The organism is Aminobacter sp. BA135 (assembly GCF_050859125.1).
Lineage (GTDB): Bacteria > Pseudomonadota > Alphaproteobacteria > Rhizobiales > Rhizobiaceae > Aminobacter > Aminobacter ciceronei.
In genome coordinates this window covers 1949935-1974874 of sequence record NZ_CP139572.1, presented here as the reverse complement: position 1 = coordinate 1974874, position 24940 = coordinate 1949935, and the positions used below count along the sequence as shown (strand labels likewise).

General features: G+C 63.5%; 26 protein-coding genes. 15 read left to right on the top strand and 11 right to left on the bottom strand.

Annotation, left to right across the window (positions count from 1 at the left end):
* Window positions 1-27 precede the first annotated feature (27 nt).
* The 4 genes from SLT36_RS09630 (at window position 28) to SLT36_RS09615 (ending at window position 4060) form a co-directional block, all read left to right on the top strand.
* Window positions 28-1227, top strand: a complete 1200-nt coding sequence (locus SLT36_RS09630) for an amidase (protein WP_432287091.1) — start codon at window positions 28-30, stop codon at window positions 1225-1227.
* Between the two features lie 4 nt (window positions 1228-1231).
* Entirely contained in the window at window positions 1232-2140 is a 909-nt protein-coding gene (locus SLT36_RS09625; RefSeq protein WP_067958465.1) for a LysR family transcriptional regulator, read from the top strand.
* A gap of 77 nt (window positions 2141-2217) precedes the next feature.
* Complete coding sequence (locus tag SLT36_RS09620) at window positions 2218-2883, top strand: DUF1007 family protein (RefSeq protein WP_432287090.1); 666 nt, start codon at window positions 2218-2220, stop codon at window positions 2881-2883.
* A gap of 4 nt (window positions 2884-2887) precedes the next feature.
* A complete protein-coding gene (locus SLT36_RS09615) occupies window positions 2888-4060 on the top strand; it encodes a nickel/cobalt transporter (RefSeq protein WP_432287088.1) in 1173 nt (390 codons plus the stop codon).
* Between the two features lie 119 nt (window positions 4061-4179).
* Here SLT36_RS09615 and SLT36_RS09610 read toward each other — a convergent pair whose 3' ends face one another.
* The gene (locus SLT36_RS09610) at window positions 4180-4434 is read right to left on the bottom strand and encodes a hypothetical protein (RefSeq protein ID WP_067958446.1); all 255 of its coding nucleotides are present in this window, start codon (window positions 4432-4434) and stop codon (window positions 4180-4182) included.
* Between the two features lie 53 nt (window positions 4435-4487).
* Window positions 4488-5009 (bottom strand): hypothetical protein, encoded by a 522-nt coding sequence (locus SLT36_RS09605; RefSeq protein ID WP_432287086.1) that lies wholly within the window; start codon window positions 5007-5009, stop codon window positions 4488-4490.
* Between SLT36_RS09605 and SLT36_RS09600 the strand changes: the two genes are divergently transcribed.
* Window positions 4992-5708 carry a response regulator gene (locus tag SLT36_RS09600; protein WP_182576015.1) on the top strand — a complete coding sequence of 239 codons (717 nt, stop codon included), beginning with the start codon at window positions 4992-4994 and terminating at the stop codon, window positions 5706-5708. The genes SLT36_RS09605 and SLT36_RS09600 overlap by 18 nt on opposite strands.
* A complete protein-coding gene (locus SLT36_RS09595) occupies window positions 5705-7135 on the top strand; it encodes an ATP-binding protein (RefSeq protein WP_432287084.1) in 1431 nt (476 codons plus the stop codon). The genes SLT36_RS09600 and SLT36_RS09595 overlap by 4 nt, the downstream gene beginning before the upstream one ends.
* Before the next feature lie 12 nt (window positions 7136-7147).
* Here the strand turns inward: SLT36_RS09595 and SLT36_RS09590 are convergent, their stop codons facing one another.
* Together SLT36_RS09590 and SLT36_RS09585 are read right to left on the bottom strand one after the other, a co-directional pair.
* The gene (locus SLT36_RS09590; protein ID WP_067958433.1) at window positions 7148-7354 is read right to left on the bottom strand and encodes a hypothetical protein; all 207 of its coding nucleotides are present in this window, start codon (window positions 7352-7354) and stop codon (window positions 7148-7150) included.
* A 151-nt stretch (window positions 7355-7505) separates the two neighbouring features.
* Window positions 7506-8213 (bottom strand): GNAT family N-acetyltransferase, encoded by a 708-nt coding sequence (locus SLT36_RS09585; protein ID WP_432287083.1) that lies wholly within the window; start codon window positions 8211-8213, stop codon window positions 7506-7508.
* A 59-nt stretch (window positions 8214-8272) separates the two neighbouring features.
* Here SLT36_RS09585 and SLT36_RS09580 point away from each other — a divergent pair, with 59 nt between their 5' ends.
* A complete protein-coding gene (locus SLT36_RS09580) occupies window positions 8273-9457 on the top strand; it encodes a pyridoxal phosphate-dependent aminotransferase (RefSeq protein ID WP_432287081.1) in 1185 nt (394 codons plus the stop codon).
* A 20-nt stretch (window positions 9458-9477) separates the two neighbouring features.
* On the opposite strand, the gene SLT36_RS09575 is transcribed toward SLT36_RS09580, so the two are convergent.
* From SLT36_RS09575 to SLT36_RS09555, 5 genes are all read right to left on the bottom strand, one after another.
* On the bottom strand, window positions 9478-10173 hold the full coding sequence (locus SLT36_RS09575) for a methyltransferase family protein (protein WP_432287080.1): 696 nt from the start codon (window positions 10171-10173) through the stop codon (window positions 9478-9480).
* The gene (locus SLT36_RS09570) at window positions 10170-10988 is read right to left on the bottom strand and encodes a sterol desaturase family protein (protein ID WP_432287078.1); all 819 of its coding nucleotides are present in this window, start codon (window positions 10986-10988) and stop codon (window positions 10170-10172) included. The genes SLT36_RS09575 and SLT36_RS09570 overlap by 4 nt, the downstream gene beginning before the upstream one ends.
* 113 nt (window positions 10989-11101) lie before the next feature.
* Window positions 11102-11857 (bottom strand): SDR family oxidoreductase, encoded by a 756-nt coding sequence (locus SLT36_RS09565; protein WP_432287076.1) that lies wholly within the window; start codon window positions 11855-11857, stop codon window positions 11102-11104.
* A gap of 332 nt (window positions 11858-12189) precedes the next feature.
* A complete protein-coding gene (locus SLT36_RS09560; RefSeq protein ID WP_192314843.1) occupies window positions 12190-12942 on the bottom strand; it encodes a tellurite resistance TerB family protein in 753 nt (250 codons plus the stop codon).
* A 101-nt stretch (window positions 12943-13043) separates the two neighbouring features.
* Window positions 13044-13973 carry a rhodanese-related sulfurtransferase gene (locus SLT36_RS09555; RefSeq protein ID WP_432287075.1) on the bottom strand — a complete coding sequence of 310 codons (930 nt, stop codon included), beginning with the start codon at window positions 13971-13973 and terminating at the stop codon, window positions 13044-13046.
* 138 nt (window positions 13974-14111) lie between these two features.
* Here SLT36_RS09555 and SLT36_RS09550 point away from each other — a divergent pair, with 138 nt between their 5' ends.
* A complete protein-coding gene (locus tag SLT36_RS09550; protein ID WP_432287073.1) occupies window positions 14112-14981 on the top strand; it encodes an N-acetylmuramidase domain-containing protein in 870 nt (289 codons plus the stop codon).
* Window positions 14982-15137: 156 nt separating this feature from the next.
* Window positions 15138-15779 carry a 2-dehydro-3-deoxy-phosphogluconate aldolase gene (locus SLT36_RS09545; RefSeq protein WP_263006242.1) on the top strand — a complete coding sequence of 214 codons (642 nt, stop codon included), beginning with the start codon at window positions 15138-15140 and terminating at the stop codon, window positions 15777-15779.
* Between the two features lie 197 nt (window positions 15780-15976).
* On the opposite strand, the gene SLT36_RS09540 is transcribed toward SLT36_RS09545, so the two are convergent.
* Together SLT36_RS09540 and SLT36_RS09535 are read right to left on the bottom strand one after the other, a co-directional pair.
* On the bottom strand, window positions 15977-17716 hold the full coding sequence (locus SLT36_RS09540) for a DUF882 domain-containing protein (protein WP_432287072.1): 1740 nt from the start codon (window positions 17714-17716) through the stop codon (window positions 15977-15979).
* A gap of 356 nt (window positions 17717-18072) precedes the next feature.
* Window positions 18073-19581 (bottom strand): sigma-54-dependent transcriptional regulator, encoded by a 1509-nt coding sequence (locus tag SLT36_RS09535; RefSeq protein WP_432287071.1) that lies wholly within the window; start codon window positions 19579-19581, stop codon window positions 18073-18075.
* Between the two features lie 142 nt (window positions 19582-19723).
* On the opposite strand from SLT36_RS09535, the gene SLT36_RS09530 reads away from it, so the two are divergent.
* Genes SLT36_RS09530 through SLT36_RS09505 form a run of 6 tightly spaced genes read left to right on the top strand, consistent with a single transcriptional unit; the run spans window position 19724 to window position 24903 of the window.
* Complete coding sequence (locus tag SLT36_RS09530; RefSeq protein ID WP_432287070.1) at window positions 19724-21559, top strand: M3 family oligoendopeptidase; 1836 nt, start codon at window positions 19724-19726, stop codon at window positions 21557-21559.
* Window positions 21560-21580: 21 nt separating this feature from the next.
* A complete protein-coding gene (locus SLT36_RS09525) occupies window positions 21581-22735 on the top strand; it encodes an aminodeoxychorismate synthase component I (protein ID WP_432287069.1) in 1155 nt (384 codons plus the stop codon).
* Window positions 22684-23352, top strand: a complete 669-nt coding sequence (locus SLT36_RS09520) for an aminotransferase class IV family protein (RefSeq protein ID WP_432287067.1) — start codon at window positions 22684-22686, stop codon at window positions 23350-23352. The genes SLT36_RS09525 and SLT36_RS09520 overlap by 52 nt, the downstream gene beginning before the upstream one ends.
* Window positions 23353-23411: 59 nt before the next feature.
* Complete coding sequence (locus SLT36_RS09515; protein ID WP_067958397.1) at window positions 23412-23693, top strand: CopG family ribbon-helix-helix protein; 282 nt, start codon at window positions 23412-23414, stop codon at window positions 23691-23693.
* A complete protein-coding gene (locus tag SLT36_RS09510) occupies window positions 23690-23989 on the top strand; it encodes a type II toxin-antitoxin system RelE/ParE family toxin (protein ID WP_067958394.1) in 300 nt (99 codons plus the stop codon). The genes SLT36_RS09515 and SLT36_RS09510 overlap by 4 nt, the downstream gene beginning before the upstream one ends.
* The gene (locus SLT36_RS09505; RefSeq protein WP_432287066.1) at window positions 23986-24903 is read left to right on the top strand and encodes a heme-dependent oxidative N-demethylase family protein; all 918 of its coding nucleotides are present in this window, start codon (window positions 23986-23988) and stop codon (window positions 24901-24903) included. Before SLT36_RS09510 ends, SLT36_RS09505 begins: the two co-directional genes overlap by 4 nt.
* Window positions 24904-24940 lie beyond the last annotated feature (37 nt).

Below are 24940 nucleotides of genomic sequence, written 5' to 3'. Positions count from 1 at the left end.
GATGAGGTCGTAAACAGGTTTCGAACGATGACCGGCACATCCGACCGCTACAACGCTTTTCTCGATGTGCCACAAGCGGCTGTTTTCAATGCGAAAACTGGACCGCTGGCGGGCATGCGCCTGGCCGTCAAGGACATATACGACGTCGCCGGCTACCGAACCGGCTGCGGCAACCCCGCAAAGGCTGCCAGCGCCGATCCGGCCCCCACAACCGCCCCTGCCGTACAAATCCTGCTCGATGCCGGCGCGCGCTTCGTCGGCAAGACCCAGACCGACGAACTTGCCTTCTCGCTGATGGGCCAGAACGCGCACTTCCCGCACCCGATCAATCCCGCCGCGCCGGACCGTGTCACCGGCGGTTCGTCGTCGGGCTCGGCTGCGGCGGTCGCCGGCATGCTCGCCGACATCGCAATAGGCTCCGACACCGGCGGCTCGATCCGGGCACCGGCGAGCTTCTGCGGGCTGATCGGCCTGCGCACCACACACGGGCTGATTTCGCTCGACGGCGCGATGAAGCTGGCGCCGAGCCTCGACACATGCGGCTGGTTCGCACGCGATATCGACGTCTATGAGACAGTGGCGAAGCTGCTCATCGGCAAGGACGCCCATCGCGGCCAGCTGAAACGGCCCGTGGCGCTCGACTGGCTCGACAGCCTGCCGACCGGCCCGGATGAAGCGGCAGAGTACCAGCGGATGCGTCGGCGTGCCGGAACCGCCCTTGGCCCGATCGCCAAGGCAGGCCCTCTCTCCTTCTCATCAGACGAGCTCTATTGGTGCTTCCGCAAGGTCCAGGCCTTCGAGGCCTGGCAAGAGCATGGAGCCTGGATCGCTTCCGGAGATCGTGGCCTCGGACCGGGCGTCAAGGAGCGTTTTGAGTTCGGCGCCACCATTTCCGGGTCAGACTATGCCGCCGAGATCGAAAGGCGCGACGCGTTTCGCCAGGAGCTCGGCGTGCTGCTCGGCACGGACGGCATTCTGGTCCTGCCGACGGTACCGGGAGCCGCGCCCCTGGCCAGCGGCAGCCATGACGAACTTCTCGCCTATCGCGAGCGCGCTTTGATGCTGCTCTGCCTGTCCGGCCTGTCGGGCTTCCCCCAGATAACGCTGCCGATCGGCACGGTCGACGGCGCGCCGTTCGGGCTGTCGCTGCTCGGCCCGGCCGGCAGCGATCTCGCGCTGATCCGGTTGGGACGCCGCGTGCTCGACACTGCCGGCACAAAGGACTGATGCCATGGACACACTCACCCGCATGCGCGCCTTCATCGACGTGGTCGAGGCCGAAGGCTTTTCCGCCGCCGCGCGCAAGATCGGCCGCTCCAAGGCGCTGCTGTCCAAATATGTGCGCGAGCTCGAGGACGAACTCGGCGCGCTGCTGCTCAACCGCACGACACGGCAGTTTTCGCTGACCGAGGCAGGCCATACCTATTACAGGCGCGCCTCCGAGATCATCCGCGAGGTCGACAGCCTGGCCGATGCTGTGCGCGAATCCTCGGGCGACGTGCGCGGCCGGGTCAAGCTGTCGGCGCCGCGCACCTTTGCCGACGCGCCGATCGGCCGCTCGCTGATCGAATTCGCCAAGGCACATCCTGATATCGTGCTCGAGATTCATCTCGACGACCGCTTCGTCGATCTTGTCGAGGAGGGCTTCGACCTCGCCATCCGCATCTCCAGGCTGGAGAACTCGTCGCTGATCGCCCGGCGCTTGGCGCCGTTCGGCATCCGGGTCTGCGCCTCGCCCGAGCTTATCGAAAAATACGGCATGCCGACAAAACCGGCGGATCTCGCCAACGTACCCTGCATCATCGACACCAATGGCCGATACATGTCGAACTGGCCATTCTCCGGCGAGACCGGCGACGTCATGACCGTATCGGTCTCGGGCCCGATGGAGGTCAACAGCCCGATGGCGGCGCGGGCCGCGGCCGTTGCCGGACTCGGCTTTGCCATCCTGCCCGATTTCATCGCCGCCCCCGATCTCGATTCCGGCCGGCTGGTGCCGGTGCTCGACGACCGCCGCCTCGGCGGCGGCGGCATCTTCGCCGTCTACCCGCACCGGCGCTACCTGCCGGCGAAGATCCGGGTCTTCGTCGACTTCCTGGTGCAATGGTTCAAGACCAACCCCTGCAATCATGCCGTTTAGTTGAACGGCCGCCGTCCCACTTTCGCCGGGTTTCTGATAATTGTCGGCATCACCCAACATGTCGGGCCGCCGGAGCAATGATTCTGAAGATTTACAAGACGACGCTGGCCACGGCGGCAATGGCCTTGCTGACGATGACGGTGCCGGCGAGCGTTCACCCGCACGTCTTCGCCGAAGCGCGGCTCGACGTCGTGCTCAATCCCGACAAGACCGTGAAATCGCTCAGGCATCTCTGGCGCTTCGACGACCTGTTTTCCAGCACGGTGCTGATGGAGTTCGACAAGAACTCCGACCTCAAGCTCGACGACAGCGAACTGGCCGAGGTCTCCAAGACGGTGTTCGAATCGATCGGCGAGTACAATTACTTCCAGGTCGTGACAGTCGACGGCAAGGACATCGCCATGAAACCGCCGGCCAATCTCGTCGCCAATTTCGAGGACCAGCAGCTCATCATCCTGTTCGAGACCGAGCCGAAGGAGCCGCTGAAGCTTGCCGGCAAGATCGATTTCGGCGTCTACGATCCGACGTTCTACACGGCGATCGATTTCACCGAAGACACCAATCTGAGCGTCGCGGACCTCCCCCCGATCTGTACCAAGACAGTGGTCCGGCCCGATCCGGACGAAGCAATCGCGCAGAACCAGTCGAAGCTGACCGATGCGTTCTTCAACGACCCGTCGGGCACCGACATGAGCAAGATTTTTGCCACGCGCCTGGAATTGAACTGCCCAGCCAAGGGGTGATGCAGTGAAGAAGACGACCATCCGAGTGATTTTCGCGCTACTGGCGCTCAGCTATGTGCTCAGCCATTTCGCGGTCCGGGCGCATGCCCAGAGTTCACTCGGCATCGGCACCAACGAAGCGATGGTGCCGTCGACCGGCCTCTTCTCCGAGCTGCTCAACTGGATCAACGTTCATCAGCAGCAGTTCTACCGCTCGCTGACCGGCTCGCTGAAGGCGATGCGCGACGGCGACAGCGGCGGCATCTGGCTGCTCGTCGGCTTGTCCTTCGCCTATGGCATCTTCCACGCCGCCGGCCCCGGCCACGGCAAGGCCGTGATCTCGTCCTATATGCTCGCCAACGAAGTGGCGTTGCGCCGCGGCGTGATGCTGTCCTTCGTCTCGGCCTTCCTCCAGGGGGCGACTGCCGTTGTGCTGATGACGCTGGTGTTCCTCGTCCTGCGCGGTACATCGGTGTCGATGACCAACGCAACCTGGTTCCTTGAAACGGTGAGCTACGCCCTGATCGCCGCCTTCGGCGCCTGGCTGCTGTGGAAGAAACTCAAGCCGATGGCGTTTCTGGCAGGTGCAGCTCCGGTACACAGCCTGTCGGCAGCCCATGTCCATGCGCATGGTCATCATGATCACGACCACGCCACCTCAGGTCATGACCATTCGCACGACCATCATGACCACGCCACGTGCAGCCACGATCATGCACACGATCATCACGATCACGCTCACCAAGCCCACAACCACGCGCATCATGACCACGGGCACAGCCAGCATGCTCACGCCCATCACGCTCACGCCGTGGGTGATGTCTGCTCGACCTGCGGCCACTCGCACGCGCCGGATCCCAGGATGCTCGAAGGCAAGCATTTCGACTGGCGCACCGCATGGTCGGCGGTTGCAGCGGTCGGTATCCGCCCCTGCTCTGGCGCGCTGATCGTGCTCAGCTTCGCCTTCCTCAACGGACTTTGGGCCGGCGGCATCCTGTCGGTCTTCGCCATGGCGCTCGGAACCGCCATCACCGTCTCGGCACTTGCCATCATGGCAGTGACGGCGAAGAACTGGGCCGTTGCTATTGCCGGCGACGGCCGCGCGGGAAACCGCGTCCACAATGCCATCGAGATCGGCGGCGCGGCACTCGTCATGCTGCTTGGCCTGGTGTTGCTGGCCGCTAGCCTGAAGGCCTGAGCGGGCTTGGCGCCCGCGACGTCCTGAACTGCCAATCTGCGCGCAAAAGAAATCCGCCCTGGAGTTGCGGCTGCCAGGGCGGATTTCTTATGAACCACGACCTGCGTGGCGTCGGGTGCTTACATCGTGGTCTTCTTGGTCGTGGCGGCCGGCGCGACGTGCTTCTTGTGCTTCTTGACCTTCTTGTGCGTCGGCTTCTTGCTCGCGACCTTCTTCACCAGCGGAGTGACCGTCTTGGTGGTGGTCGTGGCGGCAGCGGCCGGCGCTGCCGTGTAGCCGGCAGCGTTGGCCGAGCTGGCGGTGAGCACCGGGGCCGAGAAGGCCATGGCGACGGTCATGCCGAGAGCGGTCAGCAAGGTCTTGTTGACGTTCATGATCAGTTTCCTTTGCACAAGTGCATTGTTGGGGGCCTTCTTGAGCTTGCCGATCAGGGTTCGATCGGTTGCGCTCCAAGCATCTTCAGTGCTGTCGCATAGGCGCGGATGCCCTGGGCCTGCTGGTTGCCGGCACAGAATTTCATCGCCTTTTTCTGAAGCGCTTTCGCTTCGGCGGCCCGTTTCGCCTCGGCATGTTCAGCGATTTCATCGGTGAATTGCTGCTGCAGCCTGTTGCAGCGATCGGTCCTCGTAACTGTTCCCTTTGCCTGCGGCTGGGTGCTGGCTGCGCCAATTGAAAGTGCGGCGAGCAGTACGATCATCGAACTGGTCACTAACTTTCGCATGTCGGTTCCAGCACCCGTGGTTGAAGCAGCACGGTTGTTATCGCCGACCGACTTGTCGGGTTTCTTTCCGGTTTGCAGTGTTTTGTTTCTGGATTGTAACTGCCGCCTCAGGCGCTCAAGTTCTCGTGTTTTCTGGTCAAAACCTTGGTTTGACCTCATTTCGCCAAGGTCCGCGCCGATGCCGTTCGCATCGACCTGAGGTGCGAAAAAGTGAAGACCGATGCCCATGTCCTGATCGTCGACGACGACAGGGAAATCCGCGACCTGCTCCAGGAATTCTTCGTCAAGCACGGCATGCGCGTCTCGGGCGCGCGCGACGATGACGAGATGCAGGCAGCCCTGCGCCGCGCCCCTGTCGACCTGATCATCCTCGACGTGATGCTGCCCGGCAAAAGCGGCCTCGACATCTGCCGCGACCTGCGCACGCATTCGAGGATCCCGATCATCATGCTGACAGCGGTCACCGAAACCATCGACCGCGTCGTCGGCCTGGAGATGGGCGCCGACGACTACGTGCCAAAACCCTTTGACCCACGCGAGCTGCTGGCCCGGGCACGCGCCGTGCTGCGCCGGCCGAGTGCCGCGGGAACGACGCACCGGCCGGTGCCGCAAGTCTACAAATTCGCCGGCTGGACGCTCGATGCCTCCCGCCGCCGGCTGCTCAGGCCCGACGATATCCGGGTCGAGCTGACGACCGCCGAGTTCAACCTGCTGCACACGCTGGTGCGCTCGGCGCAACGTGTGCTGAGCCGCGAGCAGTTGGTCGAACTCTCCAACCAGAACGGCGACTACAGCTATGACCGCAGCGTCGACATCCTGGTGAGCCGCCTGCGCCGCAAGATGGAAGACAATCCGCGCGCGCCGAAGCTGGTGCTGACCGTGCGCGGCGGCGGCTATCAGTTCGTGCCCGAGGTGTCAGCCGAATGAGATGGCTCCTGCCACGGTCGCTGCCGGCCTGGGTGCTTCTGATCGTCATCGCCGGGCTGCTGTCAATCCAGGTCTCGACGCTCTCCATCGTCTCGCGCGAACGCGTCGCCTCCAACAATATCCTCGACCTGTTTCGCCTCAACGACCGGGCGTTGTCGCTGGCAAAGCTGATGTATGCGGAACAGCCGCTCGATCGCACCCGCATCGCCGCCGGCCTCTCCGTTCCGCCGCATGTGCTGACCACTTCGGATGCGCCTGCCGTCAGCTCGGTCATTCCCGCGGATGACGAAATGGCAGAGCTCGAGGACATCATCGTCGGCAGGCTGTCGAAATACGGCATCCAGGAAGCTCGCGTGCGCCGCGAAATGCCGAAGGCACGGCCGAGCCAGAATTCGGCGGAACCCGACCAGAGCGTGGGCAGCGTCGAACGCGAACTGCTCGACCTGTCATCCGACATCACCAACAGCGACACGCTGGTGGCGTCGATCGAGTTCAAGGACGGCCAGTGGCTCAATTTCACCATGAAGGCGACGCCACCCAGTCCGGTCCTCAACAGCGACAGTCTGCCGCTATACGGATCGGTGGCAGCCCTGGTGGTGGCGCTGTCGATCTGGTCGCTGCGCCGGCTGACGGCACCTTATCGCGCGCTCGAAAGTGCCGTCCGGCGGATCGGCGCAGACCTGAAAAGCCCGCCTCTGGATGAACGCGGCAGCAGTGAATACAAGTCGGCGGCACGGGCGGTGAACACCATGCAGGCGCGGCTGAAAGAATATGTCGAGGACCGCGAATTGCTGGCGGCCGCGCTCGCGCATGATCTCAGGACGCCGCTGACGCGCATTCGCCTGCGCCTCGAATTGCTGCGCAACTCGCCGCTTCGCACCGCGCTGATGCACAATCTGGCCGATATCGAGGCGATCTCGGCCTCCGTACTCGACTTCGCCACCTACGAGGCCAGGGACGAGGCGTTGGAACGGATCGACTTCTGGTCGCTCGTCGATTCGATCGCCGACGGCAATCCGCATGTCGTCTTCGACGGCGCTCGCCACCACGCCCGTGGGCTCGTCTGCCAAGGCCAGGCGATCGCGCTGCGCCGATGCGTGGCCAATCTCGTCGACAATGCGGTAAAGTATGGCGGCAAGGCCCGCCTGGCCTTGTCGCAGGTCGACGGGCACGTGCTGCTCACCATCGATGATTCCGGGCCGGGCATTCCGGAGACAAAGATGGAAACCATCTTCCGCCCGTTCATCCGTATCGAAGGTTCGCGCAACCGCCAGACCGGAGGCTTCGGGCTCGGCCTGACGATTGCCCGCAACATTGCCCGCCGCTTTGACGGCGACGTTGTGCTCAAGAACCGCAGCGGCGGCGGCTTGCGCGCCGAGCTGACGATACCGCTCGCCGAAACGGCAAAGGCTACGGCGGCAGGATAAGATCAGTTGGCGTCAGTTGCCGTTCTTGCGCTGGCTGCGGCCGCGCAGCCAGAACACGCCGAAGAAGGCGAGAACGAAGCATACCGCGATGACACCGGCGGCGGCGGTCGAATAATTGCCGACGGCGAGCATCACCTTGGGCAGGAAAAACGCCGCGACGCCGAAGATGATCATGATCCATGCGGCGGCGACGGCGGCGTGGCGGGTCTTGGTGTCCATCGGCGTGGCCCTAACATCTCGTTGCGTCCGGACCCATGCCGGCAAGTTCAGCTACATAGCGCCCGTTGCCGATTCAGCCAACGCGCCATCACCGGTTCGATTGTCGCACGCATAGCTCTGTTGGGGCCAAAAGGCGCGCCCGTGGGCACCTTCAGGCGCCGAACTCGGCGCGGAAATCCTCAAGCTTGCGCTTCTGCTGGCCTGCGGCATCGAAGTTGGCCGGATCGAGCCAGGCGTCGTAGGCCTTGAGCAAGGCCGGCCATTCCTTGTCGATGATCGAATACCAGGCGGTGTCACGGTTCTCGCCCTTGGTCACCATGTGCTGGCGGAAGATGCCCTCGAACTTGAAGCCGAAACGTTCGGCCGCCCGCTTGGACGGTTCGTTGCGATTGTTGCACTTCCACTCGTAGCGCCGATAGCCGAGCTCGAAGATGTGGCGCGCAAACAGGAACTGGGCCTCGGTTGCCGCCGGCTTGCGCGAGACGATGTCGCTCCAGTAGATGTTGCCGATCTCGATGACGCCGAAATTCGGGTCGATGCGCATCAGGGTCTGCCGCCCGGCCATCTTGCCGCTGGCCTTGTCGATGACGACGAAAAACAGCGGGTCCTCGCTCGCCGCCGATTTTTCGAGCCAGGGTTGGAAATCGGCGCGGGTCTGCGGCTTGGTGTCGAAGAGCCAGCGGAAGCGCCCTTCGGCATCTTCGGCGGTCGCCATTTCGTACAGGCGTTCGCCGTGTTTTGCGGCGTCGAGCGGCTCCAGGCGGACATAGCGTCCCTCGAGATTTATGCGCTCGGGGCGCGGCCGCGGCTTCCAGTCCTGCAGGTTCTCGGACAAGGACGTCTCCAATTCGTTTGACATGGTCGCCCCAACTCTCGCAAAAATCCGGTGCCCCCAACAGAACCACACGGATAGCCGGAATGCTCCACACGATTGCCGCCTTCGACCGCCTCGGCGAAGAAAATGCCTTTGCCGTATTGGCCCGCGCCACGGCCCTGCTCCATGAGGGGCGCGATATCGTCAACCTGGGCATAGGTCAGCCCGACTTCCGCACGCCCGCGCATATCGTCGAGGCCGCGATCAAGGCCTTACGTGATGGCCATCACGGCTACACGCCGGCCAACGGCCTGTTGGCGACGCGCGAGGCGGTGGTGCGGCGCACCTTGGCCACGACAGGCGTCGAGGTGTCGCCGGAGAGCGTCATGATCATGCCCGGTGGCAAGCCGACGATGTTCGCCGCGATCCTGATGTTCGGCGAACCGGGAGCTGAAATCCTCTATCCGGACCCGGGTTTCCCGATCTACCGCTCGATGATCGAGTTCACCGGCGCAACACCGGTGCCGGTGCCGATGCGCGAGGCCAACGGCTTTGCCTTCTCGGCCGAGGAGACGCTTGCACTGATCACGCCAAAGACGCGGCTCCTGATCCTCAATTCGCCGGCCAATCCAACCGGCGGGGTGACGCCGCGCGTCGAGATCGCCAAGCTGGTCAAGGGCCTCGAGGCCCATCCGCATGTCGCCATCATGTCGGACGAAATCTACGACGTCATGACCTATGACGGCGAAAGCCACGTCTCGCTGCTGACCTTCCCTGAAATCCGCGACCGTCTGATCATCCTCAATGGCTGGTCCAAGACCTGGGCGATGACCGGCTGGCGCATGGGCTGGTCGATCTGGCCGAATGCGACCGTAGGCGGCCGCCTTTACGACAAGGTGCGCAAGCTCGCCGTCAATTGCTGGTCCTGCGTCAACGCGCCGAGCCAGTTCGCCGGCATTGCCGCCATCGACGGCCCTCAGGACGACGTCGAGCGCATGATGCGCGCCTTCGACAACAGGCGCCGTATCGTCGTCGAAGGCCTGAACGCCATACCAGGCATTTCCTGCGTCACGCCGAAAGGCGCCTTCTACGCCTTTCCCAACATCAGCCGGACCGGCTGGAAGGCCAAGAAACTGGCTTCGGCCCTGCTCGAGGACGCCGGTGTAGCGCTGATCGGCGGGCCGGACTTCGGCATATTGGGTGAAGGCTACATCAGGCTGTCCTACGCCAACTCGGAAGAGAACATCCTGCGGGCGCTGGAACGCATCGAGGCGTTCCTGGCGAAATAGCCGGGCGTTTCGATCTGCGCTTACTCGGCCGGCAGCGTACGCGTCGCTGCCGTGCCGGGCCAGTAAGGCGTCAGCGTCGGGATGACCATCGGAACGTGGCGGGCATAGTCTTCATACTCGGGGAACGTCGCGCGGAGGATGCGTTCCTCGTTGACCATGCGGCGGTACTGCAATGCCCACCACAGGATGAAGAGCAGGGCAGACCAGATCGACCAGCCGGCGATAACCGCGCCGAGCGTCGTAACGGCTTCGGCAGCGTAAAGCGGGTGCCGGACGATCGCATACGGCCCCTGGACGACCAGTTGGCGGGCGGCGGCCATGATCGAGAACGAACGTCCGAGATAGATCACGCACCAGATCGACAAGACAGTGCCCGCAACCATCAGGCATGAGGCAAAGATGCGCAGGCCGATGCCTGGGCTTCCGGTCGGCAGGACGACGAGGAACATCAGGCAGAACGTACCGGCGATCGCCGTCAGGCGAGGTTCGATGCCCGATGATACGTTCTTCGGCGCGTGCCGGATGACGGTGAGGAAAACGATCAGGGCAAGGAAGACCAGGCCAGCGACGCGCGACGCGAGTACGAAGCCCCAGAGATCGATCTGCTCCCGCATCTGGACGGTCGCAATGATCGAAACCGCCTGCATGATCGCCAAGTACAGAAAGATCGAAATCATCAGGCCCTTGCCGGCCACATCTTCCAGGCGGCTGTTCATTTCTGGGTCTCTCCGATTGCGGAAGGCAGGCTGACGTCGTCGAGCGGCTTTCCGGCCACAAACGGGTAGGCCAGCTGCTCGTGATAGAGCTGAGGCACTGGATCGTCGGTGCCGTATTTCGACGGCATGCGGTCGGGCATGTAGAGCGTGCCGCCGATCACGTCGAGGAACGGCAACTGGCCGGCGAAGTTCTTGTCATACGCCTGGCGCTCATTGGCGTGGTGCCAATGATGGAACTTCGGCGACGCAAAGATCCACTTCAACGGGCCGAAGCCGATGCGGGTGTTGGAATGCACCAGCACCGACTGCCATTGGTAGATCACCGCATAGATGACGATGGCCGCAGGCGAGAAGCCGAGCGCGAACAGCGGCAGATAGGACGCCGACTTGGTGAGGATCTGGTCGACCGGATGCACCCGGTGCCCAGCAAGCCAGTCCATCTCCTCGATGCTGTGATGGACGGCATGAAACCGCCACAGGAACGGCACGGCATGGAAGGTGCGGTGGGCGAGATAGAAGCCGATATCGGCGAGGATAATCACCTCGATCGTCTGGAGCCAGATTGGTTGGCTGCGGACTGCGGCGCCTACGCTCCCCGGCACGATGTAGCCAAGGCCGACCATCATGAGGGCAATCACCGACAGCAGGCCGATCTTGATGACGATGCCGTTGAACAGGAGGTAGAAGACGTCGTTGAGCCAATGTCGGCGCAGCGTCTTCTGCTCTTCGTGATGCGGGATCAGTTGCTCGAGGGGGATGAAGATCAGCGCGATGACGAGAAGCGCCTTCAGATCCACCAGATCGCTCAATTGCATGCCAAAATCCGCCTTCAGGAGCCACTTCGACGCGTAAGCACCGTTGTGTACTACTTCTGGGTTAACGGCTGTTTGCCACGGACCGGGGGATTGTCGGGATCTGACCGGCCGCCTCAGCCGCGTCCGACATAGGGCATCTTGGTTGCCATGACGGTCATGAACAACACGTTGGCGTCAAGCGGCAGGCTGGCCATGTAGACGACGGCCTCGGCGACACGGGCGACGTCCATCACGGCTTCCGCAGCGATCGAGCCATTGGCCTGCTGCACGCCGACGGTCATCGGCACGGCCATCTCGGTCAACGCATTGCCGATGTCGATCTGTCCGCAGGCGATATCGAAGGGGCGACCGTCGAGCGCCAGCGTCTTGGTGAGACCCGTGATGGCGTGCTTGGTCGCGGTGTAGGGCACCGAGCCGGGGCGCGGTGCATGGGCAGAGACCGAGCCGTTGTTGACGATGCGTCCGCCCATCGGCTCCTGTCGTCGCATCGCCGCGAAGGCTGCCCGCGAACACAGGAAGGTGCCGGTGAGATTGACGGACACGACCTCGTTCCAGGCCTCGACCGGGATTTCGTCGATGGTCGACGCCTTGTAGCCCATGCCGGCATTGTTGAAGAGCAGGTCGACGCGGCCGAAGGCCTCGGTGATGGTCTCGAACATGTCGTCGACCTGGTCGGGCCTGGTCACGTCGCAGACGATGGCCAGCGCCTTGGCGTCTGTCTTGCCGGCGTCGCGGATCGCTTCATCGAGCGCATGCTTGCTGCGGCCGCAGAAGACGGTGTTCCAGCCCTCCTTGAGCAAGGCCGTCGCCACCGCCTTGCCGATGCCCTTTCCCGCGCCCGTAACCACCGCAACCCTGTTGCTTGCCATGATGAAGCTCCTCCCTGCGCATGACCGATCGCCGGCGGCAGATCATTGGTAGCGCGGGCAGTCTAGTGCACGGCCCCGAAAATCGAAATAGGACGGCGCGCCGTTGGCAAGGGCCAGAATCGACCTGCGCGTCAGTCATCGAGGATTGGGGGGGCATTGGTGAGGATAAGACACACAAAAAGGGCGGTCATTGGCGACCGCCCAGTCTTTGATCGAACCGTGCTTGGGAGGAGGAGAGCCGATCCGAGTAAGAAAATGATGCGCCCGGGCGGTTAACAAATCCTTAACGCGAAAAAACGCCTCTTAGGCACCGCCCGGCGCCTCCCGGTCTGTTACCAGCGCGGATTGACTTGCGGATTGGCCGATGCCTCGACGACCGGCACCTTGACGCTCGAAACCGTCGCCTCGATATGGTCGACAAGCGCGTCCGGCAGCTGCAGCCGGCCGGCGAGCAGGTCGAGATAGCCGCGCTCGGCGCGGGTGTCGGGATCGATGGCCAGGCGTGAGGCGGTGTAGAGCTCGACCTTCTGTGCCTCGGTCTGGGCCGCGGCGACGATCGCGTCGAGATCGAGCGGCGAATTGAGCTCCTCCATCAGGAACTGCTCGGCGTCGGAGCCGATGCCCGACAGGCTGAGCTTGTCGCCGATCTTCTTGCGCTCGTCATCGTCGATATGGCCGTCAGCCTTGGCGGCGGCGATCATGGCGCGGATCAGCGTCAGTACGAACTCGGTCTCGCCCTGTGGCGCCTGCGATGGGTGGAAGGAATTGTCCGACGGCGGCGGCAAAAGCTGCGGCTCGGCATCGGGGGCGGCAGTTGCCTGCTCAGGCGCATTGCCGGCCTTGTAGTTCTGGTAGGCCTTGTAGGCCAGGCCGCCAATGGCCGCGAGACCGCCGACCTTCAGCGCCGTGCCCGCAACCTGGCGGCCGGCACCGGTGCCGAGCAGCACGGCAACCAGCGCGCCGGCCGCAAGCGGATTGTCCTTGGCGAGTTGGGTCGCCTGCCCGGCCTTGTCGCGCACGGTGGAGCCGGTTCCCGGGATCTTGGAGCCAAGGAGATCGTCGAGCAGCTTTTTGGGGTCGAACATGGATGCCTCCGGTTGGAATATCGGTCGCCGAGAGGTAGGCGGACGATCAAGACATTACAATGACGCCCGTCAATTTGGCGAGATCGGCCGGAAGCGGAGGGCTAACTGCCGATATGAGGGCTGGAGCCACGCTTTTCCGCCAATTCCACCTGGCGATGGCGCTCAGCATAGCGCGCGCGGTCTTCGTCCGTGCGGGCATCATGGCAATGCGGGCAGGACACGCCCGCCTCGAATGTCGGCGACAGAAGCTCTTCCGGCATCAGCGGATGCCGGCAGGCGCGGCACAGCTCGGCCTCCCCTACGACAAGCCCGTGCGACACCGACACACGCTCGTCGAAGACGAAGCACTCGCCCTCCCAAAGGCTCTCTTCGGCCGGCACGTCCTCGAGATATCTAAGGATGCCGCCCTTGAGGTGGAAGACATCGTCGATGCCGATCGACCTGACGTATGCCGTGGCCTTCTCGCAGCGAATGCCGCCGGTGCAGAACATCGCCACCTTCTTGCCTTCGAGCTCGCCGCGATGGTTTTCGACCCAGGCCGGGAACTCGCGGAAACTCTTTGTCCGCGGATCGACAGCGCCGGAAAAGGTGCCGATCGACACTTCATAATCGTTGCGGGTGTCGACGACGATGGTGTCGGGATCGGAAATCAGCGCGTTCCAGTCGCTCGCCTCGACATAGGCGCCGACGCTGGCGAGCGGATCGATACCCTCGACGCCCATGGTGACGATTTCGCTCTTCAGCCGCACCTTCATGCGGTGGAACGGCATCTCCCCAGCCGTGCTGTACTTGACCTCAAGGCCGGAAAATTCCGGCATGGCCTCGAGATGGGCGATCAGCTCGGCGATCGCCTCTTCGGTGCCGGCGACGGTGCCGTTGATGCCTTCGCGTGCGAGCAGCAGCGTCCCCTTGATGCCACGGCCGCAGCAGAAGGCGGCGAGCGGCGCGCGCAAAGCCTCGTAACCCTCGAGCCGGCAGAAGCGGTAGAGGGCGGCAACGCGGAAAAGAGACTGCGGTGTAGACAGGTTCATCGCCGAGCCACTAACGCCTTGGCCGTTTTTTTTCAACGTGCAGCTGAAAGCAGAACGATTACAGTCTGTTGTCGATTCGACCTGCGCCCAGCGGTAAAATCTTTTCCACCGGACGCCTGGATATGGAGAAGACCGCGCATGTTCAGCAGGCAAACGGCAACGGAAATCGAAAAGGCGGCCAGCGAGTTCGGACTGGAGCCGGCGGCGCTGCTGGCCATCGCCGAGATCGAGAGCGCCGGCCAGGTATTCGCCAAGATCGACGGCCGCAACGAACCGCTGATCCGTTTCGAGGGGCACTATTTCGACCGCAGGCTTTCCGGCGCAGCGCAGGAGCGTGCCCGCGCCGAAGGGCTGGCCTCACCGAATGCGGGTGCAGTCGCCAACCCGCGCGCCCAGGCAGCGCGGTGGCAGATGCTCGAACGGGCAGCCGCCATCGACCACCAGGCCGCCTATGAATCGACGTCCTGGGGGCTCGGTCAGGTGATGGGGTCGCATTGGCAATGGCTCGGCTTTGACGATGTCGATGCGCTTGTGACCGAGGCACGTTCAGGCGCCGCCGGCCAGGCCCGGCTGATGACGCGCTATCTCGACAAGGCGGGCCTGACAAGTGCGTTGAACGATCACGACTGGGAAGCGGTCGGCCATGGCTACAACGGACCCGGCTTCCGCAAGAACGGCTACCATCTCAAGCTGGCGGAGGCTTACAAGCGGCAGATCGACGGCCCTGCCCCCGGCGACCTCACCATGATGGTCGGAACGCGCGGTGAGTTGGTCACCGAACTGCAGGAAGTGTTGGTTGCCCTGGGCTATCCCGTCGACACGGACGGCATCTATGGCCCAGGCACGGCAGCCCAGGTCAAGCGTTTCCAGGCTGATCATGGCCTGGCCGCCGATGGCATCGCCGGTCAGCGTACCCAGGCAGCCATCGCCCAGGCTCTGTCTCTTGGCGACCGCGACTTGTGGTCGACCCTCAAGCGCTGGTTGGCCGGGATTTTCCGCCAGGCATAGACTGCTTGCGCTCTAAGGCGTAGGGCTTCGGCGACAGCGACGGCCATCGACCCACCGCGCTCATTCGGGGCGCAACACCATGGCGCCAAAGGCTTCGTGGACTTGGAATGGCGGGTCTGTTAAATCGGTTGAAAATTGACAGCGGAGTGAAATGCCATGACCAGCAAAACCCAGAAACTGCTTGCGCTGCTGGATGGCCAGCCGGTCATTCCGGTGCTGAAGATCGAGCGCGCCGCTGACGCCGTGCCGCTGGCCCGCGCGCTGGCGCGAGGCGGTCTCCGGGCGATCGAGATCACGCTCAGGACCGATGAAGCACTGGAATGCATCCGCCGTGTCGCCGCCGAGGTCGAGGACTGCATCGTCGGCGCCGGTACCATCCTCAGCGCGCGCCATTTCGACGAAGCCGTCGCCGCCGGCTCGAAATTCATCGTCAGCCCCGGCCTGACGCGCGAGCTGGCAGCACACGCCGCGCAAAGTGACGTGCCGCTGTTGCCGGGCACCATCACGCCGGGCGAAATCATGGGCGCGCTTGAAGCCGGGCTCGACTTCCTGAAGTTCTTCCCCGCCGAGCAGGCCGGCGGCGCATCGTTCCTCAAGGCACTGGCCTCGCCCATTGCCGGAGTAAAATTCTGCCCGACGGGTGGCATCTCGGCCAAGAACGCCAGGGATTATCTCAGCCTGCCGAACGTCGTCTGCGTCGGCGGCTCGTGGGTCGCCCCCGACGACATGGTCAAGGCAGGCGACTGGGCCGGCATCGAGGCGCTTGCCGCCGAAGCGAACAAGCTGCGCAAGAACTGAGTTTCTTGCCTTGGAGCAATTCCAGGAAAAGTGTGCAGCGACTTTCCGTCCGGAATTGCATAAAAACAAGAAGATAGAGAGTTTCCGCGATTCGAGGAAACGCGGAAACGCTCTAGCCCCCGGCGGGAGAAGGTGAGACCAAAAACAAAAAGCCGCGCAGGTTGCCCCGCGCGGCTTTTTGATTGTCTTGATGTCGATCAGTTCGTCGAGAACCGGGCCACCGAGAGGAATTTCACGGCTGTGCCGGAGAACTTGTGGGCACTTGCCGACTGGTCGCCCTGCTGGAAGCCCGCCGTGTAAACCTCGGTCGGAGCCGTCCGAACCATGTTGTAGGCAAAGCCGGGCGCCTTGGTGTTGGTCGTGACCGTCGTCACCTGCGTGCCGCTGCGCAATGCCCAGCGTGCGGCGTCGGGCGCAGCGGCAACGACCACGGCCTTGGGATCCGGCTTGGCTTCCTGAGCCAACGGGCGGGCCGACTTGCGCGTCGTCTTGACGTTGCCACCGACGGCCGCGGCAGGGTCGGTGCCGGCCGAAGCTGTGGTGATCGCGTTCTTGGGCGTTGCAGCTGCAGGAGTTGCGGTTGCAACTGCCTCGGGCTGGTCGAAGACCGAACGCGGCTCCGGCTGCGGCGCAAGCGAGGCGATTTCGAGTTCATCCTGGGCGGACTCGTCTTCGGCGGGAATGTCGTTCGCAGCGGCCAGGGCAGCTTCAACGGTCATGTCCTGCGGACGGGCCGACGGCAGCGGTGCGTTGACGTCGCTGGCAATTGCAGGCGCGTCATCCGTCGAGGCCAACGCCATCAGCACGTTCTGGCTCTCGGGCTTGAGCTCGGCCGGCGGAGTGTGGTTCGGGCGCCAGGTCGGCAGCGGCACATTGGCTGCGATCTGCTGCTCGACGGCGGTCGGCTGCTCACCTCCGGCCAGCGGGGCCGAAGCAGCTCCGAACGGCACGTTCTCGGCGGTCGCCATGCCAACCTCGGCCTGTGGCCGCGGGGCTACACCAGGCAGCGGAACGCTGCGCGCCGGCAAGGCCGCGATGATGGTCTCGGGCGCCTGCTGGTCAGGTGCCTCTTCGGCCACCTGTGGGATCTCGGCGCGCTGCGCATTCTCGGGCGCCACGATCTGGATGCCGGGCAGCGACTTCTGAACCGGTGCCTCCGCTGCTATGGCCTTGGTCGGCGCCTTCTTGGGCTGAACGGCAGCCACTGCGATTTCGCCGGTATCCTCTTCCTCGTCGGCACCACCGCCGAACAGCGCGGCAAACAGGCCGCCGCTGCGCTTGGCAGGCGTTGCACTGGCAAGCACGAAGTCACCGCTCGCCTTGCGCGACTGATAGGACGCCAAAGCCTGCTCGAAGCCGGGCAGCGGCTTGCCGTCGCTCGGCACGTGCAAGGTCTTGCCCGATGGGAACACCGCGACGAGTTCCTTGCGGCTCATGCGTGGCCAGTGGCGCACATTGCCGACGTCCATGTGGACGAAGGGCGAACCGGAACGCGGATAATAGCCGACGCCGCCGGCCTGCACACGCAGGCCCGAGTCACGCAGTTTCTTCAACGGCACGCCCGGAATGAAGAAGTCCATCGCCTTGCCGAGCATGTGCTGGCTTTTTTCCGCAACGCCGCTGGAGCGGCTGCGCAGCAGCGAATTGGTCGCCGGCGAGCGATAGGCGGAGACGACGTGGATGTAGTCGCGGGCGCCGGAGGAACGATAGGCCTCCCAGACCACGTCGAACAGACGCGGGTCCATCTTGGTCGGCTCGTTGCGGCGCCAGTCGCGCAGGAACTGATTGAGCTTCTTGAGGCCAGCCTGATCATAGCGGCCATTGCGCTTGAACGTGATCTCAGCCCGCTCACCCGTGTGGGTGTAATACAGCTTGAGTGTCCGCGTTTCGGCGGAGGCTGTTGCCTGAGAGGCTGTCAGGAAACCAAACGTTAGCATCGCGGCTGTAAGCCACTTCTGCCAACCATTCGATTTCGAGCGACGCCCTTCGGTGTTCTCGATCCTATTCAAATCAAAAGGCCCTGTTAGGCTGCCATCTGTCCCCGGATTTGAAGCCCGGACACGCTTACGGATTCGCGTCCGAATATCGATCCTAATGGTTAATCACTGCTTATTGAAGGCGAAATGCGGTAACACCATGGCGATATCCCACCAAAAAGGAATCGCACCTTTTCATGGTAAACCACTGGTTTAAACCACAAAAACACCACTGAACAAATACGCATGAAACTGTAGTGCGCTGCGTCCCGCAAGCGACACGCAAGCTTTAAATCAAAATCAGCGGCAACAAAACATCAAGAGGCCAACCGCTCGCTGCGACCGGTCTCGGGATCGATGCCGTATTCCTTGAGTTTACGATACAGCGTCGAGCGGCCGATTCCCAGCCGCCGCGCGACCTCGCTCATCTGGCCATTATAGTGATCGATGGCGAGCCGGATCATCTCGAACTCGACATCGGCAAGCGCCCGGACATTGCCGCGTTCGTCAAGTGCGCGCAGCATTCCCGGCCGAAGCCGCTCCGGTGCCGGCGGCTGAAGGGCTGCGGCAGACGTCGGGCTGTCCACGACGATCTTGGCCGCCGCCGGCACGGGTTGGCCGCCAAGATCGACCACGCCTTCGACCTGGGCGCGGATCTGCGGGAACTCGTCCTCGGTAAGGATATCGCCCTCGGACAGCACGCAGGCGCGGAACACCGCGTTTTCGAGCTGCCGGATGTTGCCCGGCCAGTCATAGGCCTGAAGCAGCGCCAGCGCACCTTCCGAGATCATCGGGATGCGGCCATGCGGGCTTGCCGGTGCGACGCGGGAAATGAAATGGCTGACCAGAAGCGGAATATCGTCGCGGCGCTCGCGCAGCGGCGGCACGAAAATCGGGTAGACATTGAGGCGATAGAACAGATCCTCGCGGAACTTGCTGTCCTTGACCTGCTGCAGAAGATTGCGGTGCGTCGCCGAAATCAGCCTGATGTCGACCTTGACCGTCGCGCGCCCACCAACCGGGTCGACCTCGCCCTCCTGCACCGCGCGCAACAGCTTGACCTGCACGTCGAGCGGCAGGTCGCCAATCTCGTCGAGGAACAGCGTGCCGTGGTTGGCCTCGACGAACTTGCCCGGATGTTTCTCCGTCGCACCGGTGAACGAGCCTTTCTCATGGCCGAACAGGATGCTCTCGACGAGATTGTCGGGAATGGCGCCGCAATTGACGGTGACGAAGGGTTTCGAGCGGCGGTCGCCTGAGCCCTGGATGGCGCGCGCCACGAGCTCCTTGCCGACACCCGATTCGCCCTCGATCAGGATCGGGATGTTGGAAGCTGCGGCCTTCTGGCCGAGCCGGATGACACGGTCCATGGCCGGGCTGCGGGTGACCATGTCGCGGAAGGTGAGAAAGCCGCTGCCGCGGCGTGCCGTACGGCGCACCTGGTCCTCGACCGCTTCGACCTTGAGCGCGTTGTCGATTGCCGCCGCCAGCCGGTCTGGCGAGGCCGGCTTGACGACGAAGTCGAAGGCGCCGTTGCGCATCGCTGAAACCACCGTTTCGATGCCGCCTTGCGCAGTCTGGACGATGACCGGAAGGGCGATGCCGCGTTCGCGCATCGCCTTGAGCACGCCGATGCCGTCGAGCCCGGGCATGGACAGGTCGAGGATGATCACGCCGATCTCGCCGGCACGCGGCCCGTCGAGCGCGCGGAGGGCGGCTTCGCCGCCGTCGACAGTTATTGCGGTGTGGCCGAATTTCGTCACCGCGGCGTCGACGAGGCGACGTTGTACGGGATCGTCATCGACTATGAGAATCGAACCTGCCATGAATGTCCGCAATATGCCCGAAGCTGCTTATTGGATGTGGATCATCCTGGCACAGGGTTCTAAATAAGGTTTCAAGAAAGCCGGTGAACGAATCCCTTAGGATTGAATCCAACCGGTCAAAGTCAGTGAAAAGGAAGACGCAATGCGTTGGAATTCCGGGCAACAGATGTCGGCCACTGCCTCCGCCGGGAGCGCGGCAGGGCTGGGCGAACTGCCCGAATGGAACCTTGCCGACCTCTATTCCAGCATGGATGCGCCGGAGCTAGCCCGCGACCTCGAGAAGGCCTCGGCCGATGCCGTTGCCTTCGAGGCGCGCTGGAAAGGCACGCTTGCCATCGAGGCCGCGCGTGGCGGGGCCGGCAAGCTCGGCGAGGCGATGCGCACCTATGAGGCGCTGGAAGAGTTGGTCGGCCGCGTCGTTTCCTATGCCGGCCTCGTCTATGCCGGCGACACCTCCGACCCCAAGCGCTCGAAGCTCTATGGCGACGTGCAGGAAAAGATGACGGATGCCAGCGCGCATCTTCTGTTCTTCGCGCTCGAGCTGAACCTGGTCGACGACGAGCTCATCCTCAAGGCGCTCGATGCCGACCCGGCTTTCGGCCATTACCGTCCCTGGGTGCTCGACCTCCGCAAGGACAAGCCCTACCAACTCGAAGACCGCGTCGAGCAGCTGTTCCATGAAAAGTCGATCACCGGGCGCGGCGCCTGGAACCGGCTGTTCGACGAGACCATGACCGACCTGCGCTTCAACATCGGCGGCGAGGAACTGGCGCTCGAACCGGCGCTGAACATGCTCCAGGATCCCGACGGCGAGGTTCGCAAGGCGGCATCAGACGCGCTTGCCGCGACCTTCCGCAAGAATCAGCGCGTCTTCACGCTGATCACCAACACCTTGTCCAAGGACAAGGAAATCTCCGACCGCTGGCGCGGCTTCGAGGACATCGCCGACTCGCGACACCTCGCCAACCGCGTCGAGCGCGAAGTCGTCGACGCGCTCGCTGCAGCCGTCCGCGCCGCCTACCCGCGGCTGTCGCATCGCTACTACAAGATGAAGGCCAAGTGGCTCGGCATGGAGGTGATGAACCACTGGGACCGCAACGCGCCTTTGCCGGAGACGCCACAGGCGACGATCGGCTGGGACGACGCAAAGGACACGGTGCTGACCGCCTACCAGCGCTTCTCCCCCGAAATGGCCGAGATTGCGCGCGACTTCTTCGACCGCCGCTGGATCGACGCCCCGGTCCGTCCCGGAAAGGCGCCGGGCGCCTTTGCCCACCCGACGGTGCCGTCGGCGCACCCCTACGTGCTGCTCAACTACATGGGCAAGCCACGCGACGTGATGACCCTCGCTCACGAACTCGGTCATGGCGTGCACCAGGTGCTGGCCGCTGGCCAGGGCGCCCTGATGGCCTCGACGCCGCTGACGCTTGCCGAAACGGCAAGCGTGTTCGGCGAGATGCTGACTTTCCGCTCACTGCTCGACCGCACCACGGACAAGCGCGAGCGCAAGGCGATGCTGGCGCAGAAGGTCGAGGACATGATCAATACGGTCGTGCGCCAGATCGCCTTCTACGAATTCGAGCGCAAGGTCCATTCCGAACGCAAGAACGGCGAGCTGACCTCGGACCAGCTCGGCCAGTTCTGGCTCGAGGTTCAGGCCGAGAGCCTGGGGCCGGCGATCAAGCTGCGCGAAGGCTACGAGGTGTTCTGGTCCTACATCCCGCACTTCATCCACTCGCCCTTCTACGTCTATGCCTATGCCTTCGGCGACTGCCTGGTGAATTCGCTCTATGCCGTCTACCAGAATGCCGAGCGCGGCTTTCAGGACAAGTATTTCGAGATGCTGCGCGCCGGCGGCACCAAGCATCATTCGGAGCTGCTGAAACCGTTCGGGCTCGACGCCACCGATCCCGCCTTCTGGCAGAAGGGGCTTGCCGTCATCAGCAGCCTCATCGACGAACTGGAAGCGCTGGACTGATCGCGTCCCCAGGCAACTGTCATGACTGGTCCCCACTCCCCCTTCGTCCTGTTCAGGGACGACCCCGCCGGCCGCGAGGTGCTGTTCGAGGCACCGCGCGAGATCATCGTTGCCCGGGACGCTGCGGATTTTTTCCCGGCATTGCAGGCAGCCCAGAAGGCGCACGAACAGGGCAAGTGGCTCGCCGGCTACTTCTCCTACGAGGCCGGTTACCTGCTCGAACCGAAGCTGCGACCGCTGCTTCCCGAGGGCCGGCGCGCGCCGCTGGTCTGCCTCGGCGTGTTCGACCAGCCGTCGGACAACGACCGTCCGGCATCGCGCGCGGCCGTCACTAACGGGCCGATCTTCGATGCACGGGCGACATGGTCGGAAGCGGACTATGAGCGCCGCTTCAACAAGCTGCACCAGCACCTGCGCCAGGGCGACTGCTACCAGGCCAACCTGACCTTTCCGGTCCAGGCGCAGTGGTCGGGCACCCCGCTAGACGCCTTCGACGCCTTGATTGCCCGGCAGCCGGTGAAATATGGTGCGCTGGTCTCGCTCGGCGGCCCCACGGTGCTGTCGCGCTCGCCCGAACTGTTCTTCGAGATCGACAGCGACGGCTGGATCGAGACCCATCCGATGAAAGGCACCGCCCCGCGCGGCAAGACGCCGGAAGAGGATGCCGCCCTCAGGGAATTCCTGCGCAACGACGAGAAGAACCAGGCGGAAAACCGCATGATCGTCGATCTGCTGCGCAACGACATCTCGCTGATCAGCGAAGTCGGCACACTCGACGTTCCCGAGCTGTTTCGCATCGAGAGCTACCCGACGGTGCACCAGATGGTCAGCACCGTGCGGGCGAAGCTGTTGCCCGATCTCAGCATCGAGCAGGTCTTCGCGGCTCTGTTTCCGTGTGGCTCGATCACCGGAGCTCCGAAAATCCGCGCGATGGAAATCCTGCGCGAACTGGAGAGCCCCCCACGTGACGTCTATTGCGGCGCCATCGGCTGGATAGCGCCCGGCGGCACGATGCGCTTTTCGGTAGCGATCCGCACCATCACGCTGCATGAGGACGGCGAGGCCGTCTACAATGTCGGCGGCGGCGTGGTGTTCGATTCGACTGCGGAAGCGGAGTATGCGGAATGTCTTCTGAAAGCACGCTTCGCCACGGGCACGGTTCCGGCTTCGACCTGATCGAGACGATGCGCTGGGAGCCGGCTGGCGGTTTCCTCCGCGGCGATCTGCACCTCGCCAGGCTCGAAGCTTCGGCGCGAGCCCTTGGCTTCAGCTTCGACCGCGAAAACGTCGGGCAAAACCTGAAACGTGCAGCCACCGGCGACGCTGCCTTGCGGGTCCGGCTTGCCCTTGCCGCCGACGGCAGCACAGACATCACCACCCAGCCATTCGCAGCACTTGCGGCTGATGCCATGTGGACGATACGCATCGCTGCGACTCGCCTCGACAGCTCAAATCAGCTGCTGCGCCACAAGACCACGCGCCGCGAGGCCTATGACCGTGCCCGCGCCGAGTTTTCCCGCGAAAAAGCCGACGAGATGATCCTGCTCAACCAGGCGGGAAACGTCTGCGAAGGCACCATCACCAGCATCTTTGTTGATCTTGGCGAGGGTGGACCACTCAGGACGCCTGCACTTGCTTGCGGCCTGCTTGCCGGGGTTTTGCGCGGCGAAATGCTTGAGCGCGGCGAAGCCGTCGAGACCATTTTGAGCTTAGATGACCTTGGCGGGGCATCAAGACTATGGGTCGGGAATTCGCTACGCGGGTTGATACCGGCAAAGCTGGTGCGAGGTTAGGTTTGACTCACCGCGATAGTCGACTACATTGTATCAAGGTGCATTTGTAGAGCCTGAACATGGCCAGCGAATCCAAATTCTCTATCAGCCTGCCCGACGATCTGCGCTGCGAAGTAGACGATTATGCAACGCTGACGAGACGTTCGCGCGCCTTCATCATCAAGGAAGCAGTGGCCGCTTATGTCGGCGACCAGCAGGCCTATCTCGCCAGCGTGCGCGAGGCCGAACGCGAGGCCGACGAAGGCACATTCGTGCTGGGAGAAACCGTGACGGATTGGCTGGCGTCATGGGGATCCGAGAGTGAACTGCCAGCTCCAGAAGCAGGTGCCGCCGAGACATGACGTTACGCATCCTTCCTCGCGCCGTCCGTTATCTCGCCGAGCTCCGCACAACCATTGCCGCTGATGACCCAGAAATGGCGCAGAAGGTCGGCGAGCGCATCATCAAGGCGCTGCGGCTGATTGAGGAGCGGCCCGACATCGGGCGCCCGACCGCCGGTCGCGAGTCCGTACGCGAATGTGCGGTGCCCGACCTGCCCTACTTCATTCCGTACCGCGTCAAGGACGGCAACATAGAAGTGCTGCGTGTCTATCACACCAGGCGCAATCGCCCGCCGCAGTGGCCGACCACCCTGTGATCCCTGCGCATACGCCTTACGACGGCACCTCCAAACCTTTCGCCATCGGACTGAAACAGGCCGAGCCACGCGACTGGATCGAGCTGGACGCGCATCTTGAAGCCTATCTCGCGGAGAAGGACCGGCTCTACGCCGAAATTCCCGACAAGGTCTTCGTTGCCGAAACCGGCACGCGCGCAGCCCAGCAGGAAGTGCTTGACCTCTTGGTCGCGCATCTGGTCGAACGCTACCCTGAGATCTACCGCCTCAAGGACGGGCGCTGCGTTATCGCAGGCTCCGGTCGCTCCGTCGACGTCACCAACGCTGGCGACAACCCGTTGATTGCCGCGTCAAAACTCGTCCAGGAAGACCTGATCCTGATGCGGCAGGGTGAAAATGGCTGGAGGCTGGCCGCCGGTTCGCTGTGCTTTCCCTCGTCGTGGCGGCTGACCGAGAAGTTCGGCAAGGCGATCCATGACATTCACGGCCCCGTTCCCGGATTCGGGCCGGGCACCCGCATGAACGAGCTGATCGCCCGCATGTTCGACAAGCTCGCGGTCCTGGTCGAGCGCTTCAACTGGTCGGTTCAGGCCAATGGCGAGCTCTATCACCCGCTCTCCGATCGTCAGCGTTTGGCCCGCTCGGCGGAAACGGATTCGACCTTTCCCGGCGCCGACGTCGCCGCCCACGCCTTCATCCGCGTCGAGCGCCAGACCCTGCGCAAGCTGCCAGTTACCGGCGACATCCTGTTCACCATCCGCATCTATCTCGATCCGCTGGCGGTGCTTGCGCGCACCCCCGACAAGGCGCAATTGGCTTCGTCGTTCGCAGGGCAATTGATGAGCCTCGACCGCGACCAGCTCGACTACAAGGGCCTCGCCTCCGACCGCGACAGGCTGGTCGGCTTCCTCAACGGCATCGCCTCCGCCGGCTAAGAATAGCGGCATAACGTCCGGTTCCTACAGGATGTGG

Coding starts and splice junctions, on each gene's coding strand:
- SLT36_RS09630 (WP_432287091.1), top strand. CDS start 28: ATGACCGGCACATCCGACCGCTACAACGCTTTTCTCGATGTGCCACAA.
- SLT36_RS09625 (WP_067958465.1), top strand. CDS start 1,232: ATGGACACACTCACCCGCATGCGCGCCTTCATCGACGTGGTCGAGGCC.
- SLT36_RS09620 (WP_432287090.1), top strand. CDS start 2,218: ATGATTCTGAAGATTTACAAGACGACGCTGGCCACGGCGGCAATGGCC.
- SLT36_RS09610 (WP_067958446.1), bottom strand. CDS start 4,434: ATGAACGTCAACAAGACCTTGCTGACCGCTCTCGGCATGACCGTCGCC.
- SLT36_RS09605 (WP_432287086.1), bottom strand. CDS start 5,009: ATGGGCATCGGTCTTCACTTTTTCGCACCTCAGGTCGATGCGAACGGC.
- SLT36_RS09595 (WP_432287084.1), top strand. CDS start 5,705: ATGAGATGGCTCCTGCCACGGTCGCTGCCGGCCTGGGTGCTTCTGATC.
- SLT36_RS09590 (WP_067958433.1), bottom strand. CDS start 7,354: ATGGACACCAAGACCCGCCACGCCGCCGTCGCCGCCGCATGGATCATG.
- SLT36_RS09585 (WP_432287083.1), bottom strand. CDS start 8,213: ATGTCAAACGAATTGGAGACGTCCTTGTCCGAGAACCTGCAGGACTGG.
- SLT36_RS09580 (WP_432287081.1), top strand. CDS start 8,273: ATGCTCCACACGATTGCCGCCTTCGACCGCCTCGGCGAAGAAAATGCC.
- SLT36_RS09575 (WP_432287080.1), bottom strand. CDS start 10,173: ATGAACAGCCGCCTGGAAGATGTGGCCGGCAAGGGCCTGATGATTTCG.
- SLT36_RS09570 (WP_432287078.1), bottom strand. CDS start 10,988: ATGCAATTGAGCGATCTGGTGGATCTGAAGGCGCTTCTCGTCATCGCG.
- SLT36_RS09565 (WP_432287076.1), bottom strand. CDS start 11,857: ATGGCAAGCAACAGGGTTGCGGTGGTTACGGGCGCGGGAAAGGGCATC.
- SLT36_RS09560 (WP_192314843.1), bottom strand. CDS start 12,942: ATGTTCGACCCCAAAAAGCTGCTCGACGATCTCCTTGGCTCCAAGATC.
- SLT36_RS09555 (WP_432287075.1), bottom strand. CDS start 13,973: ATGAACCTGTCTACACCGCAGTCTCTTTTCCGCGTTGCCGCCCTCTAC.
- SLT36_RS09550 (WP_432287073.1), top strand. CDS start 14,112: ATGTTCAGCAGGCAAACGGCAACGGAAATCGAAAAGGCGGCCAGCGAG.
- SLT36_RS09545 (WP_263006242.1), top strand. CDS start 15,138: ATGACCAGCAAAACCCAGAAACTGCTTGCGCTGCTGGATGGCCAGCCG.
- SLT36_RS09540 (WP_432287072.1), bottom strand. CDS start 17,716: ATGCTAACGTTTGGTTTCCTGACAGCCTCTCAGGCAACAGCCTCCGCC.
- SLT36_RS09535 (WP_432287071.1), bottom strand. CDS start 19,581: ATGGCAGGTTCGATTCTCATAGTCGATGACGATCCCGTACAACGTCGC.
- SLT36_RS09530 (WP_432287070.1), top strand. CDS start 19,724: ATGCGTTGGAATTCCGGGCAACAGATGTCGGCCACTGCCTCCGCCGGG.
- SLT36_RS09525 (WP_432287069.1), top strand. CDS start 21,581: ATGACTGGTCCCCACTCCCCCTTCGTCCTGTTCAGGGACGACCCCGCC.
- SLT36_RS09520 (WP_432287067.1), top strand. CDS start 22,684: ATGTCTTCTGAAAGCACGCTTCGCCACGGGCACGGTTCCGGCTTCGAC.
- SLT36_RS09515 (WP_067958397.1), top strand. CDS start 23,412: ATGGCCAGCGAATCCAAATTCTCTATCAGCCTGCCCGACGATCTGCGC.
- SLT36_RS09510 (WP_067958394.1), top strand. CDS start 23,690: ATGACGTTACGCATCCTTCCTCGCGCCGTCCGTTATCTCGCCGAGCTC.